The sequence below is a fragment of the Pseudomonas sp. CLCA07 genome, assembly GCF_053615335.1.
Genome location: NZ_CM132131.1, coordinates 4189576 through 4206901, shown reverse-complemented (window position 1 = coordinate 4206901; position 17326 = coordinate 4189576). Strand labels below are relative to the sequence as shown.

12 protein-coding genes are annotated in these 17326 nt (G+C 59.3%); all 12 read left to right on the top strand.

Annotated elements, in window-relative coordinates; genetic code table 11:
* Window positions 1-577: 577 nt before the first annotated feature.
* The 12 genes from ACWGZX_RS19270 (at window position 578) to ACWGZX_RS19215 (ending at window position 17240) form a co-directional block, all read left to right on the top strand.
* The gene (locus ACWGZX_RS19270) at window positions 578-1894 is read left to right on the top strand and encodes a nucleotide sugar dehydrogenase (RefSeq protein WP_452625031.1); all 1317 of its coding nucleotides are present in this window, start codon (window positions 578-580) and stop codon (window positions 1892-1894) included.
* A 151-nt stretch (window positions 1895-2045) separates the two neighbouring features.
* On the top strand, window positions 2046-3527 hold the full coding sequence (gene alg8, locus ACWGZX_RS19265; protein WP_452625030.1) for a mannuronan synthase: 1482 nt from the start codon (window positions 2046-2048) through the stop codon (window positions 3525-3527).
* Between the two features lie 36 nt (window positions 3528-3563).
* Complete coding sequence (locus tag ACWGZX_RS19260) at window positions 3564-4733, top strand: PilZ domain-containing protein (protein WP_452625029.1); 1170 nt, start codon at window positions 3564-3566, stop codon at window positions 4731-4733.
* 9 nt (window positions 4734-4742) lie between these two features.
* The gene (algK, locus tag ACWGZX_RS19255; protein ID WP_452625028.1) at window positions 4743-6287 is read left to right on the top strand and encodes an alginate biosynthesis TPR repeat lipoprotein AlgK; all 1545 of its coding nucleotides are present in this window, start codon (window positions 4743-4745) and stop codon (window positions 6285-6287) included.
* A complete protein-coding gene (locus tag ACWGZX_RS19250; protein ID WP_452625027.1) occupies window positions 6284-7765 on the top strand; it encodes an alginate export family protein in 1482 nt (493 codons plus the stop codon). Before algK ends, ACWGZX_RS19250 begins: the two co-directional genes overlap by 4 nt.
* Window positions 7766-7791: 26 nt before the next feature.
* Window positions 7792-9381 carry a mannuronan 5-epimerase AlgG gene (gene algG, locus ACWGZX_RS19245; RefSeq protein ID WP_452625026.1) on the top strand — a complete coding sequence of 530 codons (1590 nt, stop codon included), beginning with the start codon at window positions 7792-7794 and terminating at the stop codon, window positions 9379-9381.
* Window positions 9382-9391: 10 nt separating this feature from the next.
* Window positions 9392-10840, top strand: coding sequence for an alginate O-acetyltransferase (locus ACWGZX_RS19240; RefSeq protein ID WP_452625025.1), 1449 nt, complete (start codon window positions 9392-9394; stop codon window positions 10838-10840).
* A gap of 8 nt (window positions 10841-10848) precedes the next feature.
* Window positions 10849-11970 (top strand): mannuronate-specific alginate lyase, encoded by a 1122-nt coding sequence (locus tag ACWGZX_RS19235; RefSeq protein WP_452625024.1) that lies wholly within the window; start codon window positions 10849-10851, stop codon window positions 11968-11970.
* 201 nt (window positions 11971-12171) lie between these two features.
* Window positions 12172-13737 carry an MBOAT family O-acyltransferase gene (locus tag ACWGZX_RS19230; RefSeq protein WP_452625023.1) on the top strand — a complete coding sequence of 522 codons (1566 nt, stop codon included), beginning with the start codon at window positions 12172-12174 and terminating at the stop codon, window positions 13735-13737.
* 11 nt (window positions 13738-13748) lie between these two features.
* A complete protein-coding gene (locus tag ACWGZX_RS19225; protein ID WP_452625022.1) occupies window positions 13749-14924 on the top strand; it encodes an alginate O-acetyltransferase in 1176 nt (391 codons plus the stop codon).
* 17 nt (window positions 14925-14941) lie between these two features.
* Window positions 14942-15598, top strand: coding sequence for an alginate O-acetyltransferase AlgF (locus ACWGZX_RS19220; protein ID WP_452625021.1), 657 nt, complete (start codon window positions 14942-14944; stop codon window positions 15596-15598).
* A gap of 190 nt (window positions 15599-15788) precedes the next feature.
* The gene (locus ACWGZX_RS19215; protein ID WP_223516667.1) at window positions 15789-17240 is read left to right on the top strand and encodes a mannose-1-phosphate guanylyltransferase/mannose-6-phosphate isomerase; all 1452 of its coding nucleotides are present in this window, start codon (window positions 15789-15791) and stop codon (window positions 17238-17240) included.
* The last annotated feature ends 86 nt before the right edge of the window (window positions 17241-17326 follow it).

Sequence of the window (17326 nt, the reverse complement as noted above, 5' to 3'; positions counted from 1 at the left end):
ATATGAAAGCAGTGCCATCTTTCTCAATATTTCAAGAAATTTCAGGTTTCGCGATGGGCGGACTGGAACTATGTCCAAATGCGTAGCTCATACCACCGGTAACGATTATCAACGTGCTTGTACGAGATAACTTACGCAGACAAGAGATTCACGTAGCGAAGTTGTCACATTAACTTCCGATCATGAGTCGCTTATTTGGGCAACACACAAAGGACAGGATATATGCACCATTAATATCCCCTTACAAGGCCAAGGCAGCGCCCCTATAAACGTGCTCACCTGAGCACCCAACCGCTTGATTTACAGGCATATTGCCTGGCATTGAGCGTGCAAGATCCTTGCACCAGCGTCCTCAGGCCAGAGGATTGGATGCATAACAGGGCACGTCACAACAATAAGGCCTAGTTGCGCACATCTTGAGTGCACTTATTTAGACACTCGAAACTTAATATGCCTGCACACGGCATTGTGGTGCCTGCAAGCCACACTTTCGAGTGCCCTATGACCGCTGAACACCCTTAACTCCGGCCATCTAATGGCTTGTGAATACAGTCTTGATAACAGTGAGGTAATTGCGATGCGCATCAGCATATTTGGTTTGGGTTATGTCGGCGCTGTTTGTGCCGGTTGCCTGTCTGCACGGGGCCATGACGTCGTTGGCGTCGATGTTGCCAAAGACAAAATCGATATGATCAACGCCGGTAAATCACCGATTGTTGAACCGGGTCTGGGCGAGCTTCTGCGCAAGGGTATCGATACCGGCAAACTGCGCGGCACGACCAACTTCGCCGAGGCGATTCGTGACACCGACCTGTCGATGATCTGCGTTGGTACGCCGAGCAAGAAGAACGGCGACCTGGAACTGAACTACATCGAAGCCGTGTGCCGCGAAATCGGTTTGGTCCTGCGTGACAAGACCACCCGCCACACCATCGTGGTTCGCAGCACCGTGCTGCCGGGCACCGTGGCCAACGTGGTGATCCCGATCCTCGAAGACTGCTCCGGCAAGAAAGCCGGCGTTGATTTCGGTGTTGCAGTGAACCCTGAGTTCCTGCGTGAAAGCACCGCAATCGCCGACTACGATCTGCCGCCAATGACCGTCATCGGCGAATTCGACAAAGCGTCGGGCGACGTTCTGCAATCGCTGTACGAAGAGCTCGACGCACCGATCATCCGCAAGGACATCGCCGTCGCCGAGATGATCAAGTACACCTGCAACGTGTGGCACGCCACCAAGGTCACCTTCGCCAACGAGATCGGCAACATCGCCAAGGCTGTCGGCGTCGATGGTCGTGAAGTGATGGAAGTGGTCTGCCAGGACAAAACCCTGAACCTGTCCCAGTACTACATGCGCCCAGGCTTCGCGTTCGGCGGCTCTTGCCTGCCAAAAGACGTGCGTGCCCTGACCTACCGCGCCGGTTCCCTGGATGTGGAAGCACCGCTGCTGAACTCGCTGATGCGCAGTAACGAGTCCCAGGTGCAGAACGCCTTCGACATCGTTTCCAGCCACGACAAACGCAAAGTGGCCCTGTTGGGTCTGAGCTTCAAGGCCGGTACTGACGACCTGCGCGAAAGCCCGCTGGTTGATCTGGCGGAAATGCTGATCGGCAAGGGTTACGACCTGAGCATCTACGACAGCAACGTCGAATACGCCCGTGTCCACGGCGCGAACAAGGATTACATCGAGTCGAAAATCCCCCACGTCTCGTCCTTGCTCAATTCCGACTTCGACGACGTGATCAACAACTCCGACGTGATCATCCTCGGCAACCGTGACGAAAAATTCCGCGCCCTGGCGCAGAACGCTCCGCACGGCAAGCAAGTGGTCGACCTGGTGGGCTTCATGACCAAAGCCACCAGCGTCAGCGGCCGCACCGAAGGCATCTGCTGGTAATACGGAATCCCGTCTCCGACACCGCGCTTTTGCGGATGAAACACCTGTAGGAGCACAGCTTGCCGGCGATGACGCATTTGAGATCGCCATCGCCGGCAAGCCGTGCTCCTACAGGGGCGCGGGGCTTGTAACTGACTTTAGGATTCCGATTATGCACAGGCTAAAGCACGGCCTCCTTCAGGCCGCCGGTTGGCTGTTTTACCTAAGTTTATTGATGGGCATCGCCATGGCGTTGCCTGCGTCCACGTTCGACTCCGAGTCGAAGGACTTCATCTTCCTGATTGGTTTCATCGGGATCTGGCGTTACTCGATGGGTGCCACGCACTTTCTGCGCGGCATGCTGTTTCTGTACGTGGTCTACCCGCACCTGCGGCGCAAAGTGCGCAAGCTGGGCAAAGCGGCAGACCCGTCCCATGTGTTTTTGATGGTCACCAGTTTCCGTATCGACGCGTTGACCACCGCGCAGGTTTACGCCTCGGTGATCCGCGAAGCCATCGACTGCGGCCTGCCGACCACCATGGTCTGCTCCATCGTGGAAATGTCCGATGAGAAGCTGGTGAAGAGCCTCTGGTCGCGAATGAATCCGCCGGCCCGGGTCAAACTCGACTTCGTGCGCATTCCCGGCACCGGCAAGCGCGACGGCCTGGCCTACGGTTTCCGTGCCATCTCCCGCCACTTGCCGGACGACCGTGCCGTGGTGGCCGTGATCGATGGCGACACCGTGCTCGGCGAAGGCGTGGTGCGCAAGACCGTGCCTTGGTTCCAGCTGTTCGGCAATGTCGGCGGCCTGACCACCAACGAGTTCTGCGAAGTGCGCGGTGGTTACATCATGAGCGAATGGCACAAGCTGCGTTTCGCCCAGCGTCACATCAACATGTGCTCGATGGCCCTGTCCAAGCGCGTGCTGACCATGACCGGGCGCATGTCGGTGTTCCGTGCCACTGTGGTCACCAACCCGGAATTCATTGCCGACGTGGAAAGCGACTCGCTGCAACACTGGCGCCTGGGTCGTTTCAAGTTCCTTACCGGCGACGACAAGTCGAGCTGGTTCAGCCTGATGCGTCTGGGCTACGACACCTTCTACGTGCCGGACGCCGCGATCAACACCGTCGAGCATCCGCCAGAAAAGAGCTTCATCAAGGCCAGTCGCAAGCTGATGTTCCGCTGGTACGGCAACAACCTGCGGCAGAACTCCCGCGCCTTGGGTCTGGGGATAAAGCGCCTCGGCCTGTTCACTTCGGTGGTGCTGTTCGATCAGCGCGTCTCGATGTGGACATCGTTGCTGGGCCTGACGGTCGCGCTGATTGCCAGCTTCAAATACGGCACCGCGTTCATCCTGGTTTACCTGCTGTGGATCGGCATTACCCGCCTGATCCTGGCCGTGCTGCTGTCCCTCTCCGGTCACCGGATCGGCCCGGCTTACCCGGCGATTCTCTATTACAACCAGATCGTCGGCGCGCTGGTGAAGATCTACGTGTTCTTCCGCCTCGACCAACAGTCCTGGACTCGCCAGCCCACTGCTCTGACCCGTGATCTCGCCAGCTTTCAACGTTGGTTCAACACCTGGTCGTCTCGGACCATGACCTTCTCCGCCGGCAGCATTTTTGTCGCCGTGCTGCTGATGATGGTCTGACCGCCCCCTTTTTGAATTAACCAGGAAATCGCCCTTATGAATACCGCCGTCAACTCCAACGTAGTGCATGAATCCGAAGCCCAGCGCCAACACGCCCGAGTGAAAATCCCGGCCAAGCTGCGTTTCTTCGGCCCCGACCGGACACCGGTCGAAGCGCGAGTGATCGACCTGTCCGCCGGTGGCCTGGCCTTCAATGCCGGGCAACTGCCACTGAAGATCGGCGACAAGTACAAGGCCCGTCTGCAATTCGTCATCGACAACCTCGGCCTGGCCATGGACGTGGAGTTGCAGGTGCGCTCGTACGACCGCGAGACCGGTCGTACCGGTTGCCAGTTCCAGAACCTGGAACCGCGAGACATCTCGACCCTGCGTCACCTGATCACCTCTCACCTGGCCGGCGACATCGTCAGCATGGGTGAAGTGCTGGCGACCCTGCAGCGCGATAACTTCACCAAGGCGCGCAAGGTCAAGGATGGCGGCCACGGCATGACCGCATTCGGTCGTCTGCGTGCAGTGACCTTCAGCCTGGGGATTTTCATCGTCGGCGTGGCGGCATTCGGTTTTATTTTCAAATCGGTGTACGGCATGTACTTCGTCAGCCATGCCCAGGCCGGTCTGGTCAGCGTGCCGGGCATGAACATCACCATGCCGCGCGATGGCACCGTGCAAAGCCTGATCAAGGCCGATGGCGTTGCCGCCAAAGGCGCCCCGCTCGCCACTTTCAGCACCAGCATGCTCGATGTTCTCAAAGGGCATCTGGACGAAAACCAACTGCAACCGGCCAAAGTTGAAGAACTGTTCGGCAAGCAAATGACCGGCACCCTGACCTCGCCGTGCGATTGCACCGTGGCGCAACAACTGGTTGCCAACGGTCAATACGCCAACAAGGGCGACGTGATCTTCCAGCTGGTGCCGCGTAACAGCGAAGCCAATGTTGAAGCGCGCTTCTCCTATCGCCAGTTCCGCGATGTGCGTCCAGGTACTCCGGTCAGCTTCCAGATCGCCGGCGAAGACAAGAGCCGCACCGGCAAGATCGTCAGCAGCACCAGCCTGAAAAGCGCTGACCTGTCGTCCGACATCCGCGTACTGATTCAGCCTGATGAAACCCTGGACAGCAGCCTCGCCGGTCGCCCGGTAGAAGTGAACAGCGATCGTGGCCCGAACCTGAACTGGCTGATCGAAAAAGCCATGGCTGCTGGTCTTTAAGTCGAGGACATGCCTGTGACTATCACAAAAATCTCGAACACACCTCAGTCCCTGTGGGAGCGAGCCTGTGTGGGAGCGAGCCTGCTCGCGAAAGCATCGGCTCGATCTACCTGTGATACCGAGTCGTCTGCATCGCGAGCAAGCTCGGCTCCCACAAAAGCTCACTCCCACAGGGGATATGCAGTGTGTGCACTAGCTTTGGCAGTCAGCCTCAGCGGTTGCGCCGGCCTGCCCGATCAGCGTCTGGCCAATGAAGCCCTCAAGCGCGGTGACACGGCGCTGGCTCAGCAGAACTACAAGCAACTGGCCGACCTCGGCTACAGCGAAGCGCAAGTGGGCCTGGCGGATATCCAGGTCGACAGCCGTGACCCGGCGCAGATCAAACAAGCCGAGGCGACTTACCGCGCCGCGGCCGACGTCTCGCCGCGCGCTCAGGCTCGCCTGGGTCGTCTGCTGGTGGCCAAGCCCGGTTCCACTGAAGCCGAACAGCACGAAGCCGAAGCCCTGTTGAAAAAAGCCTCGGCCAATGGCGAAGGCAACACCCTGATCCCGCTGGCCATGCTGTACCTGCAATACCCGCACAGTTTCCCTGACGTCGATGCGCAGAAGCAGATCAGTCAATGGCGCGCCGAAGGCAAACCGGAAGCTGGTCTGGCGCAAGTGCTGCTCTATCGCACCCAGGGCACTTACGACCAGCATCTGGACGAAGTCGCCAGCATCTGCAAAGCCGCACTGAACACCACCGACATCTGCTACGTCGAACTGGCCACGGTTTATCAGAAACAGGCCAAGCCCGAGCTACAGGCCGAGCTGATCAAGCAGATGCAAGCCGCACACGCTCGCGGCACCGTTTCCGCGCAGCGGGTGGACAGCGTCGCCCGTGTGCTTGCGGATCCGACCCTGGGCAAGACCGACGAGAAAACCGCGCAGTCCCTGCTCGAACCCATCGCTGCGGGTTACCCGGCGTCGTGGGTCACCCTCGCACAATTGATCTACGACTTCCCTGAACTGGGTGATGTCGACCAGATGATGAAGTACCTGGACAACGGCCGCGCCGCTGACCAGCCACGCGCCGAACTGCTGCTGGGCAAGCTCTACTACGAAGGCAAAATGGTCCCGGCCGACGCCAAGGTCGCCGAAGAACATTTCAAGAAAGCCGTCGGCCGCGAAGTCGCCGCCGATTACTACCTCGGCCAAATCTACCGCCGTGGCTACCTGGGCAAAGTCTATTCGCAGAAAGCTCTGGATCACTTGCTGACCGCTGCGCGCAACGGCCAGAACAGCGCTGACTTCGCCATCGCCCAACTGTTTTCCCAAGGCAAGGGCACCAAGCCCGACCCGCTTAACGCTTATGTCTTCAGCCAATTGGCCAAGGCACAGAACACCCCGCAAGCCACCGAGCTTGCGCAAACACTCGAAGCACAACTGCCGCCTGCCCAGCTCGCCGAGGCCCAACGCCTGTTGAAACAAGAACAGGCCGTTCGTGGTGCCTTGAGCCAGAACACGCTGGAACTGCATGCCCTGCAAGAAGAAGACGGCGAGGAATCCCTATGAAGTTGAATCCATTCGTTCAGGCCGGTATTGGCCTGACATTCGCCCTGTTGTGGTCGTGTCCGACCCTGGCGGCATTGACCGAAACCAAGAACTACGGCCTTGACGTGAAAATAACCGGTCAGTCCGAAGGTGACACTGACCTGGGCACGCAAAGTGGCGGCACCGTCAATGGCGTCGGCCTCGACCTGCGTCCGTGGATCTATGGCGAGAGCGGCGCATGGAGCGCCTATGCCATGGGGCAAGCGGTAACCTCCACCGACATCATCGAAACCGACACCCTGCAACAGGGCAATGGCACCGAGTCCACCGATGTCGGCGGTCGCAAAGCGGAGAAAAACTACCTGTCGATGCGCGAGTTCTGGGTCGGCTATAGCGGCTTCACGCCGTACCCCGGCGAGAACCTCAAGCTCGGTCGCCAGCGCCTGCACAATGATGACGGCCAGTGGCGCGACACCAACATCGAAGCGCTGAACTGGACCTTCGACACCACCCTGCTGCGCGCCAACGCCGGTATTGCCGAACGCTTCAGCGAGTACCGTACCGACCTGACAGAGCTGGCACCGGATGACAAGGATCGCCAGCACGCTTTCGCCGATGCGGCGTATCAGTGGACACCGGGTCACTGGGTCGGCATCCGCGGTCATCACGTCCACGATAACGGCAAGCTCGATTTCCCGACACCGGGTGAGCCCAGCGACTCTCTGGACAAGAAACAGAACGGTAACATCAGCTGGCTCGGCCTCAACGCCGATAGCGACGCCTATAACTGGCGCAATACCAGCACGGTCAATTACTGGGCCAGCGTCACCGGCATGAGCGGCGAGCGCGACACGGTCAACCCGTTGAACGCCAATGGCACCGCACCGGCACAACCCAAGAGCAGCGGTGACGTCGATGGCTGGGCCACCGACCTGGGTGTACGCCTGCGCCTGGATCCGCAATGGCAAGTCGGTGCGGCTTATGCCCGCGCCAGCGGCGATTACGAACAGAACGGCCTCGAAAGCAACCGCTCGAACTACACCGGCACGCGCTCGCGGGTTCACCGTTTCGGCGAGGCCTTCCGTGGCGAGTTGAGCAACCTGCAGAGCGGCACATTGTTCGGTTCGTGGATGCTCAACGACGAGTACGACGCCACCCTGATTTACCACAAATTCTGGCGTGTCGACGGCAACAAGCCGATCGGCAGCAACGGCATCAACGCCGTCGAGAACAACATCGACGACGCCACCGGCGCAATTCTCTCCACCACGTCCCTGCCGCTGAACGATGGCGAAAAAGACCTCGGTCAGGAAATGGACCTGGTCGTCACCAAGTACTTCAAGCAAGGCCTGTTGCCGGCATCGTTGAGCCAGTCGATCGATGAGCCTTCGGCGCTGGTGCGTTTCCGTGGTGGCGTGTTCAAGCCGGGTGATGCCTACGGCAACAACGTCGATTCGTACATGCACCGTGCGTTCATCGACGTGATCTGGCGCTTCTGATGCGAACCGCGAAGGGAGTGCCCGATATGAACAATTCGAAGCGAGGTTCGATCTCCTTGCTGGCCGGCGCGATGCTGCTGGCCAGCGCGGCTGCCTTCGCCAATGTGGAGCCGGTCGTGCCCGTCCAGAAAGGGCAACCGGCGACCCTTGCCAAAGGTTTGCAACAGGCCAAGACCTACACCGTCAGCAGCGCGCCAACCGCGCCGCTGGAGCTGGCCAAGCCAAAACTTCCAGACCTGTCCGGCTACACCGCCGAGGCCATCGCCGCGAAAATCGTGCGCACCAAGGCCGGCAAAATCAGCGTGCGCCGGATGATGCAGGAAGACGCCCTGAAGGACTTCATCGGCGGCGACAACAAGATGGCCGAATGGGTGGTGCGTCAGCACGGCATCCCACAGGCAATCTTCGTCGACGACGGCTACATGAACCTCAAGGACCTGGCGAAGAAGCTGCCCAAGCAGTACTTCAGCGAAACCTCGCCGGGGGTGTTCCTGGCGAAGTTGCCGATTGTAGTCGGCCGCCACGGCATCCTTGAAATCGACAAACAGACCCAGGAATTGCGCCTGTCGCAAGAGGCCGGTTCGTTCCTGGTCAACGACGGTCAGCTGTTTGTGCGTGACACCAAAATCACCGGCTGGCGCGAGAAGGACAATGGCCCGGCGACGTTCACTTCGCCGAAGGAGTTCCGTCCGTTCCTGCTGGCCTGGGGTGGCACCGAAACCTACATCGCCAACAGCAAGATCGCCAGTTTCGGCTACGCCAACAGTAAGTCCTACGGCGTGAGTATTTCCCAGTACACGCCAAACATGGCCAAGGTCTTGAAGCGCCCTGAACCGACTGGCTGGATCGTCGGCTCCGAGTTCTCGGACATGTGGTACGGCTTCTACTGCTACGAAACCCGCGACTTCGTGGTCAAGGGCAACACCTACAAAGACAACATCGTCTACGGCATTGACCCGCATGACCGTTCCCACCGTCTGATCATTGCCGACAACACCGTCTATGGGACGAAGAAAAAGCACGGGATCATTATTTCCCGTGAGGTCAACGACAGCTTCATCTTCAACAACCGCAGCTACGACAACAAGCTCTCGGGGCTGGTGATCGACCGTAACAGCGTAAACAACCTGATCGCCTACAACGAGATCTACAAGAACCACACTGACGGCATCACCCTCTACGAGAGTGCCGACAACCTGATCTACGGCAACAAGGTGATCAGCAACAAACGCCACGGCATCCGTATTCGTAACAGCGTGAATATTCGCCTCTACGAAAACCTGTCCCTGGCCAACGGCCTGACCGGTGTCTACGGCCACATCAAAGACCTGAGCGACACCGACCGTGACATCAAGCTCGACCCGTTCGACGCCCAGGTGTCGCTGATCGTGGTCGGTGGCGAACTGTCCGGCAACGGCAGTGGCCCGCTGTCCATCGACTCGCCGCTGAGCGTCGAGTTGTATCGCGTGTCCATGCTCGCCCCGACCAAAGCCAGCGGCATCAGCTTCAGCGGGATTCTCGGCGAGCGTCAGGATGAAATTCTCGACCTGCTGGTGCGCCAGCAGAAAGCCGTGCTGATCGACCCTGTCGAACGCCAGACCGAAATGCGGGACTGAGGATAATTTTATGCACCCACACTTGATCAAATTACTCAGCCTGTCGGCCCTGACCGCCGGCATTCTCGCGGCCAGCGCCGGCGTCCGTGCCGATGAAGCCAAGGCTCCCAGCTTCAGCGCCGAACCGTGCTGCAACCTGTGCCCCGAAGCCCATGACGCGAAGAATTACACCACGCGTTATCAGCAGAACTTCACCACGCTGGTCCAGGCTCAGGGCGATTGGTTGTTCCGTACCCAGGAAGACTTGCGCACCGAGTTCGACACCACCCCCGCCGGCTACAAACGCATGAAAGAACTGCACGATGCGTTCAAGAGCAAAGGCGTGGAACTGGTGGTCGTCTACCAGCCGACCCGTGGCCTGGTGAACCGCAACAAGCTCAACCCGGAAGAAAAGGCCAAGTACGATTTCGACAAGGCACTGAAGAACTATAAGTCCATGCTCGGGCGTTTCGCCGCCATGGGTTACGTAGTGCCGGACCTGTCGCCGCTGACCAACGAATCGCTGCCCGACACCCTGCCCGCCCACGATTTCTACTTCCGTGGCGACCAACACTGGACGCCGTATGGCGCCCAGCGCACGGCGAAAATCGTCGCGGAAAAGGTCAAGCAGATCCCGGCGTTTGCTGGCATTGCGAAACGTGAATTCGAGACCCATAAGTCAGGTCGCATGGGCAAGACCGGAACGTTACACAACATGGCCGGTCAACTCTGTGGCACCAGCTACGCGATCCAGTACATGGATCAATTCACCACCGAGCCCAAGGGCGAAGCCGCCGACGGCGATCTGTTCAGCGACGCCGGTAATCCGGAGATCACCCTGGTCGGCACCAGCCACAGTGGCAAGAACTACAACTTCTCCGGTTTCCTCGAAGAGGCCATCGGCGCCGACATCCTCAACGTGGCGTTCCCCGGCGGTGGCCTGGAAGGTTCGATGCTGCAATACCTGGGCAGCGAAGAGTTCCAGACCAAGCCGCCAAAGATTCTGATCTGGGAATTCTCGCCGCTCTATCGCCTCGACCAGGAAACCATCTACCGCCAGATGATGGCGCTGCTGGACAACGGTTGCGAAGGCAAGGATGCACAGATGTCCGGCAGCACCACGCTGAAACCGGGCAAGAACGAATTGATGGTCAACAGCAAGAACCTGAACCTGCAAAACAGCAGCCACCAGGTCGACATCCGCTTCGCCGATCCGTCGGTGAAAACCCTGCAAGCCACCCTCTGGTACATGAACGGTCGCCACGAGGACATCAAGATCGATAAACCGGAAACCTCCGACACCGACGGGCGTTTCGCCTTTGAGTTGCGCACGGACGAAGACTGGGCCTCGCAGAATCTGCTGGCCGTCGAAGTCCAGGGCCCTGAAGCAGGCGCCGCGCCGCAGAAAGTCGAAGCGAAAATCTGCAAACGCAACGTGTTCCCGAGTGCCGAGCAGCGTACTGCTTCGGTCGGGCAATGAGGTCTGCCATGCAAAACCGAACGTTGAAAAATCTACTCGCGCCATCGCTGTTGACGCTGGCGATGTTCGCCGGTGCCACTCAGGCCGCCGCGCCCCTGCGTCCGCCACAGGGTTACTTCGCACCGATCGAAAAAGTCAAAACCGGCGACAACAGCAAAGGCTGTGATGCTATGCCGACGCCGTACACCGGCTCGCTGCAATTTCGCAGCAAATACGAAGGCTCCGACAAGGCCCGTTCGACCCTGAACGAGCAATCGGAAAAAGCCTTTCGCGAAAGCACTGCCGACATCACCAAAATCGAGCGCGGCACCAGCAAGCGCGTGATGCAGTTCATGCGTGACGGTCGCCCGGAACAACTCGAATGCACATTGAATTGGCTGACGGCCTGGGCCAAGGCCGATGCGTTGATGTCCAAGGACTTCAACCACACCGGCAAGTCCATGCGCAAATGGGCGCTGGGCAGCATGGCTTCGTCGTATATCCGCCTGAAGTTCTCCGACTCGCATCCGCTGGCCAACCATCAGCAAGAGTCGCAGTTGATCGAAGCCTGGTTCAGCAAAATGGCCGATCAGGTAGTCAGCGACTGGGACAACCTGCCGCTCGAGCAAACCAACAACCACTCGTACTGGGCCGCCTGGTCGGTGATGGCAACGTCGGTCGCGACCAACCGCCGCGACCTGTTTGACTGGGCCGTGAAGGAATACAAGGTCGGCGCCAACCAGGTCGACGCGCAAGGTTTCCTGCCGAACGAACTCAAGCGCGAGCAACGCGCCCTCGCCTACCACAACTACGCCCTGCCGCCACTGGCGATGATCGCCAGTTTTGCTCAGGTCAACGGTGTGGACGTGCGCCAGGAAAACAACGGCGCGCTGAAACGCCTGGGCGATCAAGTGCTGGCCGGGGTTAAAGACCCGGACATCTTCGAGAAGAAGAACGGCAAGGAACAGGACATGACCGACCTCAAGATCGACTCGAAATTTGCCTGGCTGGAACCGTTCTGCACGCTCTACACCTGCTCGCCGGATGTACTGCAGAAGAAGCACGGGATGCAACCGTTCAAGAGCTTCCGCCTCGGCGGGGATCTGACCAAGGTCTACGACCCGGCCAACGAAAAAGGCAAAGGTTCCTAAGACCTGAAATGGCACGACACGGTGTACCTGACGCACCGCTAACCCTGTAGGAGCCAGCTTGCTGGCGAATGGCATGACACGGTGTATCTGACGCACCGCTAACCCTGTAGGAGCCGGCTTGCTGGCGAATGACTCGGTGTGACTGACACACCGCTTTCGCTGGCAAGCCAGCTCCTACACATTAAACATGGAGAGATCGGGATGGTATTTTCATCCAACGTGTTCCTGTTTCTGTTCTTGCCGATCTTTCTCGGCTTGTACTACTTGAGCGGAATACGCTATCGCAACCTGCTGCTGCTGATCGCCAGCTACGTGTTCTACGCCTGGTGGCGTGTGGACTTCCTGGCGCTGTTCGCCGCCGTCACGCTGTGGAACTACTGGATCGGCCTCAAAGTCGGTGCAGCAGGCGTGCGCACCAAACCGGCCCAGCGCTGGCTGCTGCTCGGCGTCGCCGTCGACCTGTGCATCCTGGGCTACTTCAAGTACGCCAACTTCGGCGTCGACAGCATCAACGCCATGATGACGTCGGTCGGCCTGTCGCCGTTCATCCTGACCCACGTGCTGTTGCCGATCGGCATCTCGTTCTACATCTTCGAGTCCATCAGCTACATCATCGATGTCTATCGCGGTGACACCCCGGCGACCCGCAACCTGATCGACTTTGCGGCGTTCGTGGCGATCTTCCCGCACCTGATTGCCGGCCCGGTTCTGCGTTTCCGCGACCTCGCCGACCAGTTCAACAACCGCACCCACACCCTCGATAAATTCTCCGAGGGCTGCACGCGGTTCATGCAGGGTTTCATCAAGAAAGTCTTCATCGCCGATACCCTCGCGGTGGTGGCCGACCATTGCTTCGCCCTGCAAAACCCGACCACGGGCGATGCCTGGCTTGGCGCACTGGCCTACACCGCGCAACTGTATTTCGACTTCTCCGGCTACAGCGACATGGCCATCGGCCTGGGCTTGATGATGGGTTTCCGCTTCATGGAAAACTTCAAACAGCCGTACATCAGCCAGTCGATTACCGAGTTCTGGCGGCGCTGGCACATCAGCCTCTCCACCTGGCTGCGTGACTACCTGTACATCACGCTGGGCGGTAACCGCAAAGGCACGCTGATGACCTATCGCAACCTGTTCCTGACCATGCTGCTCGGTGGTCTGTGGCACGGCGCGAACATCACCTACATCGTCTGGGGTGCGTGGCACGGCATGTGGCTGGCGATTGAAAAAGCGCTGGGCCTAAACACCTCGCCGCGCAGCATCAACCCGATCCGCTGGGCGCTGACGTTCCTGCTGGTGGTGATGGGCTGGGTGATCTTCCGCGCAGAAAACCTGCACGTCGCCGGCCGTATGTATGGCGCGATGTTCAGCTTCAGCGAATGGTCGCTGTCGGAACTGAATCAGGCCAGCCTCACCGGCCTGCAAGTGGCAACCCTGGTGGTGGCTTACGTGACGCTGGCGTTCTTCGGTATCCGTGATTTCTACACCAACCGTCCGCCTGAGAAGACCAAGCCTGCCGTCAACGTCGAGGCCGATGGCCCCGCCACTGCGACCCCTGGAATGATCAAAGCCGTACCGGGCGATAACCCGGCCAGCATCCACCAACCGGGTTACACCGTCGGCGTTGAAGCGACCGTACAACCGGCTTACTGGACCGCTGACTGGCCGCGTTACGTGATGCGCACGCTGGTACTGGTGCTGTTCATCGCTTCGATTTTCAAACTCTCGGCGCAAAGCTTTTCGCCGTTCCTTTACTTCCAGTTCTGAGGGATCTGACCATGACCCGCTCATTACGCATCTTCTACATCGCCCTGTTCCTGCTGACCTTGTTGGCACTGGGCCTGTGGTCCACGCGCAGCTTCTTCGGCTTCAGCACCAACGCCGACGCGACGGTGCTCAACGGCCGCTGGACCAAAGCCGTGGAGACGCACTACGACGACGAGTTTCCGATCAAGCGCCTGGGCACCAACCTCTGGGCCGCGCTGGATTTCAAACTGTTCAACGAAGGTCGACCGGGCGTTGTGCTCGGTCGCGATCAGTGGCTCTACAGCGATGAAGAGTTCAACCCGATCGTCAACGAAGAGCTGAACCTGCAAGGCAACTACGCGCTGGTCGAAGGCGTGCGCCAGACCCTGAAGGCGCAAGGTGTGCAACTGGTGATGGCCATCGTGCCAGCCAAGACCCGTCTGTACCCGGAACACTTGGGTGAGGTGAAGCCTTCGAGCATTCACGCCAACCTCTATCAGGACTTCCACGCCCGTGTGGCGGCCAACAAGATCCTCGCCCCCGACCTGCTCGGCCCGTTGCAAAAGGCCAAACAGAACGGTCAGCAAGTATTCCTGCGCACCGACACTCACTGGACCCCGGAAGGTGCGCAAATCGCCGCCGAGGCCCTGGCCAGCACCATCGCCGACAAACTCCCGCTGAGCGGCGAGCCGCAAAATTTCGTCACCGAACCTGCGGAAAAAATCACGCACAAGGGCGACCTGCGCTTGTTCCTGCCGCTGGACCCACTGTTCGAAAACCTGATGCCGGCGCCAGAACCCCTGCAAAAACGCAACACCGTGGCAGCTGAAGATCAGCCGGCCGGTGACGACGCGCTGTTCGCCAACACTGAAGTGCCGGTGGCCCTGATCGGCACCAGCTACAGCGCCAACCCGAACTGGAACTTCGTCGGTGCGCTGAAACAAGCGCTGCACAGCGACGTGGTCAATTACGCCGAAGACGGCCACGGCCCGATTCTGCCGATGCTCAGCTACCTGAAAAGCGATGCTTTCAAGAACAGCCCGCCACAGGTGCTGATCTGGGAGTTTCCTGAACGTTATCTGCCTGTGAACAACGAAATCGGCGACGCCGACCCGCAGTGGGTCGCAGAGCTCAAAGAAGCCGGCGCCCGCCAACAAAACGTAGCCGCAAACACTAAATCCGAGACGCCCGACCGGGCGCAAAACTGAAAGAGAGAGGTACTTCCATGACTTTCACTACAACTCCTCGCCGTCTCGCCAAGACCTTTGCACTCGTTGCAGGCATGAGCGTTCTGTCGATGCACGCCTTCGCCGCTGGCGATGCCGCACTCTACGGCCCGACTGCACCGAAAGGTTCGAGTTTCGTGCGTGTCTACAACGCCGGCAACGCTGAAGTCAGCGCCACTGTCGGCAGCACCAACCTGAGCGAAGTTGCGCCGCTGTCCAGCACCGACTTCAGCTTCATGCCGGGCGGCGATTACAGCGCCAAGGTCGGCAGCCAGACCCTGCCGGTGAAACTGGCCGGTGACCACTATTACACCCTGGTCAACAACGCCAGCGGCGCACCGCAACTGATCGAAGAGCCGCCGTTCAAGAACAAGCAGAAGTCCCTGGTGCGTCTGCAGAACCTGAGCGACAAGTCCCTGACCCTGAAAACCGCTGACGGCAAGACCGACGTGGTACCGAGCGTGGCCGCCAAGGGCCGTGGCGAGCGTGAAATCAACCCGGTGAAAGTCAGCCTGGCGCTGTTTGAAGGTGACAAGAAAGTCGGCGACGTCAAACCGGTTGCCCTGGAACGCGGTGAAGCGGCCGTGCTGTACGTCACCGGCAACGGCAGCAGCCTGTCGCCAGTCTGGGTAAAACGCCCGGTTTCGACACGCTAACCAATTTGCCTGACTGACACGTGCCCTGTAGGAGCACGGCTTGCCGGCGATGAGGCCCTTGAGACCGCCATCGCTGGCAAGCCAGGCTCCTACAAGGGACCGAGGTGTCAGTCGGGATACGGAATAAGAACAAGAGTGAAACGACAGAACGTTCGTAGCTCTAACCAATCGATTTTAAAGGAGTAACAACATGATTCCGGTGATCTTGTCAGGTGGTAGCGGCTCACGTCTTTGGCCGCTTTCGCGTAAGCAATTCCCTAAGCAATTCCTTGCCCTGACCGGCGAACACACGCTGTTCCAGCAAACCCTGGAACGCCTGGTGTTCGAAGGCATGGACACGCCGATTGTGGTGTGCAACAAGGACCACCGCTTTATCGTCAACGAGCAGCTGAGCAACCGCAAACTGGAAGCCCAGCGCATCCTGATGGAACCCTTCGGGCGCAACACCGCGCCGGCCGTGGCGTTGACCGCGATGATGCTGGTCAATGAAGGTCGCGACGAGCTGATGCTGGTGTTGCCGGCCGACCACGTGCTGGAAGACCAGAAAGCCCTGCAACGCGCCCTGGCCCTGGCCACCGTCGCTGCCGAAAACGGCGAAATGGTGTTGTTCGGCGTCCCGGCCACCAAACCGGAAACCGGTTATGGCTACATCAAATCGACCAATGATTCGCTGCTGCCGGAAGGCGTCAGCCGCGTCTCGCACTTCGTCGAAAAACCGGATGTCAAACGCGCCACCGAGTTCGTCGCGTCCGGCGGTTACTTCTGGAACAGCGGCATGTTCCTGTTCCGCGCCAGCCGCTTCCTCGAAGAACTGAAAAAGCACGACCCGGACATCTACGACACCTGCCTGCTGACCCTTGAGCGCAGCGTACACGACAACGACACCATCACCCTCGACGAAGCCACCTTCGCCTGCTGCCCGGACAATTCCATCGACTACTCGGTGATGGAAAAAACCCAGCGCGCCTGCGTCGTACCGCTGACCGCCGGCTGGAGCGATGTTGGTTGCTGGTCGTCACTGTGGGAAGTGAACGAAAAAGACGCCAACGGCAACGTCACCAAAGGCGACGTGGTCATTCAGGACAGCAAAAACTGCATGATCCACGGCAACGGCAAACTCGTGTCGGTGATCGGCCTGGAAAACATCGTGGTCGTCGAAACCAAAGACGCCATGATGATTGCGCACAAGGACAAGGTCCAAGGTGTGAAACAGATGGTCAACACCCTCAACGAACTGGGCCGCAGCGAAACCCAGAACCACTGCGAAGTCTATCGTCCGTGGGGTTCCTACGACTCGGTAGACATGGGCGGCCGCTTCCAGGTCAAGCACATCTCGGTCAAACCGGGCGCGTGCCTGTCGCTGCAAATGCACCACCACCGCGCCGAACACTGGATCGTGGTCAGCGGCACCGCCGAAGTGACCTGCGACGACAACGTGTTCCTGCTCTGCGAAAACCAGTCGACCTACATCCCGATTGCTTCGGTCCACCGTTTGCGCAACCCGGGCAAGATTCCACTCGAGATCATCGAAGTGCAATCGGGCAGCTACCTGGGTGAAGACGATATCGAGCGGTTTGAAGATATCTACGGTCGCTCAACCCCGATCGAGCGCGGCGTGTCGGTGAAAACCATCGCCCAGTGATTGATCGGTAACACAAGAAGCCCCCGTCCAGCCCGCTGCGTTCCCTATCCGCAGTGGGTTGGGCGGGGGCTTTTTTATGGGTGCCA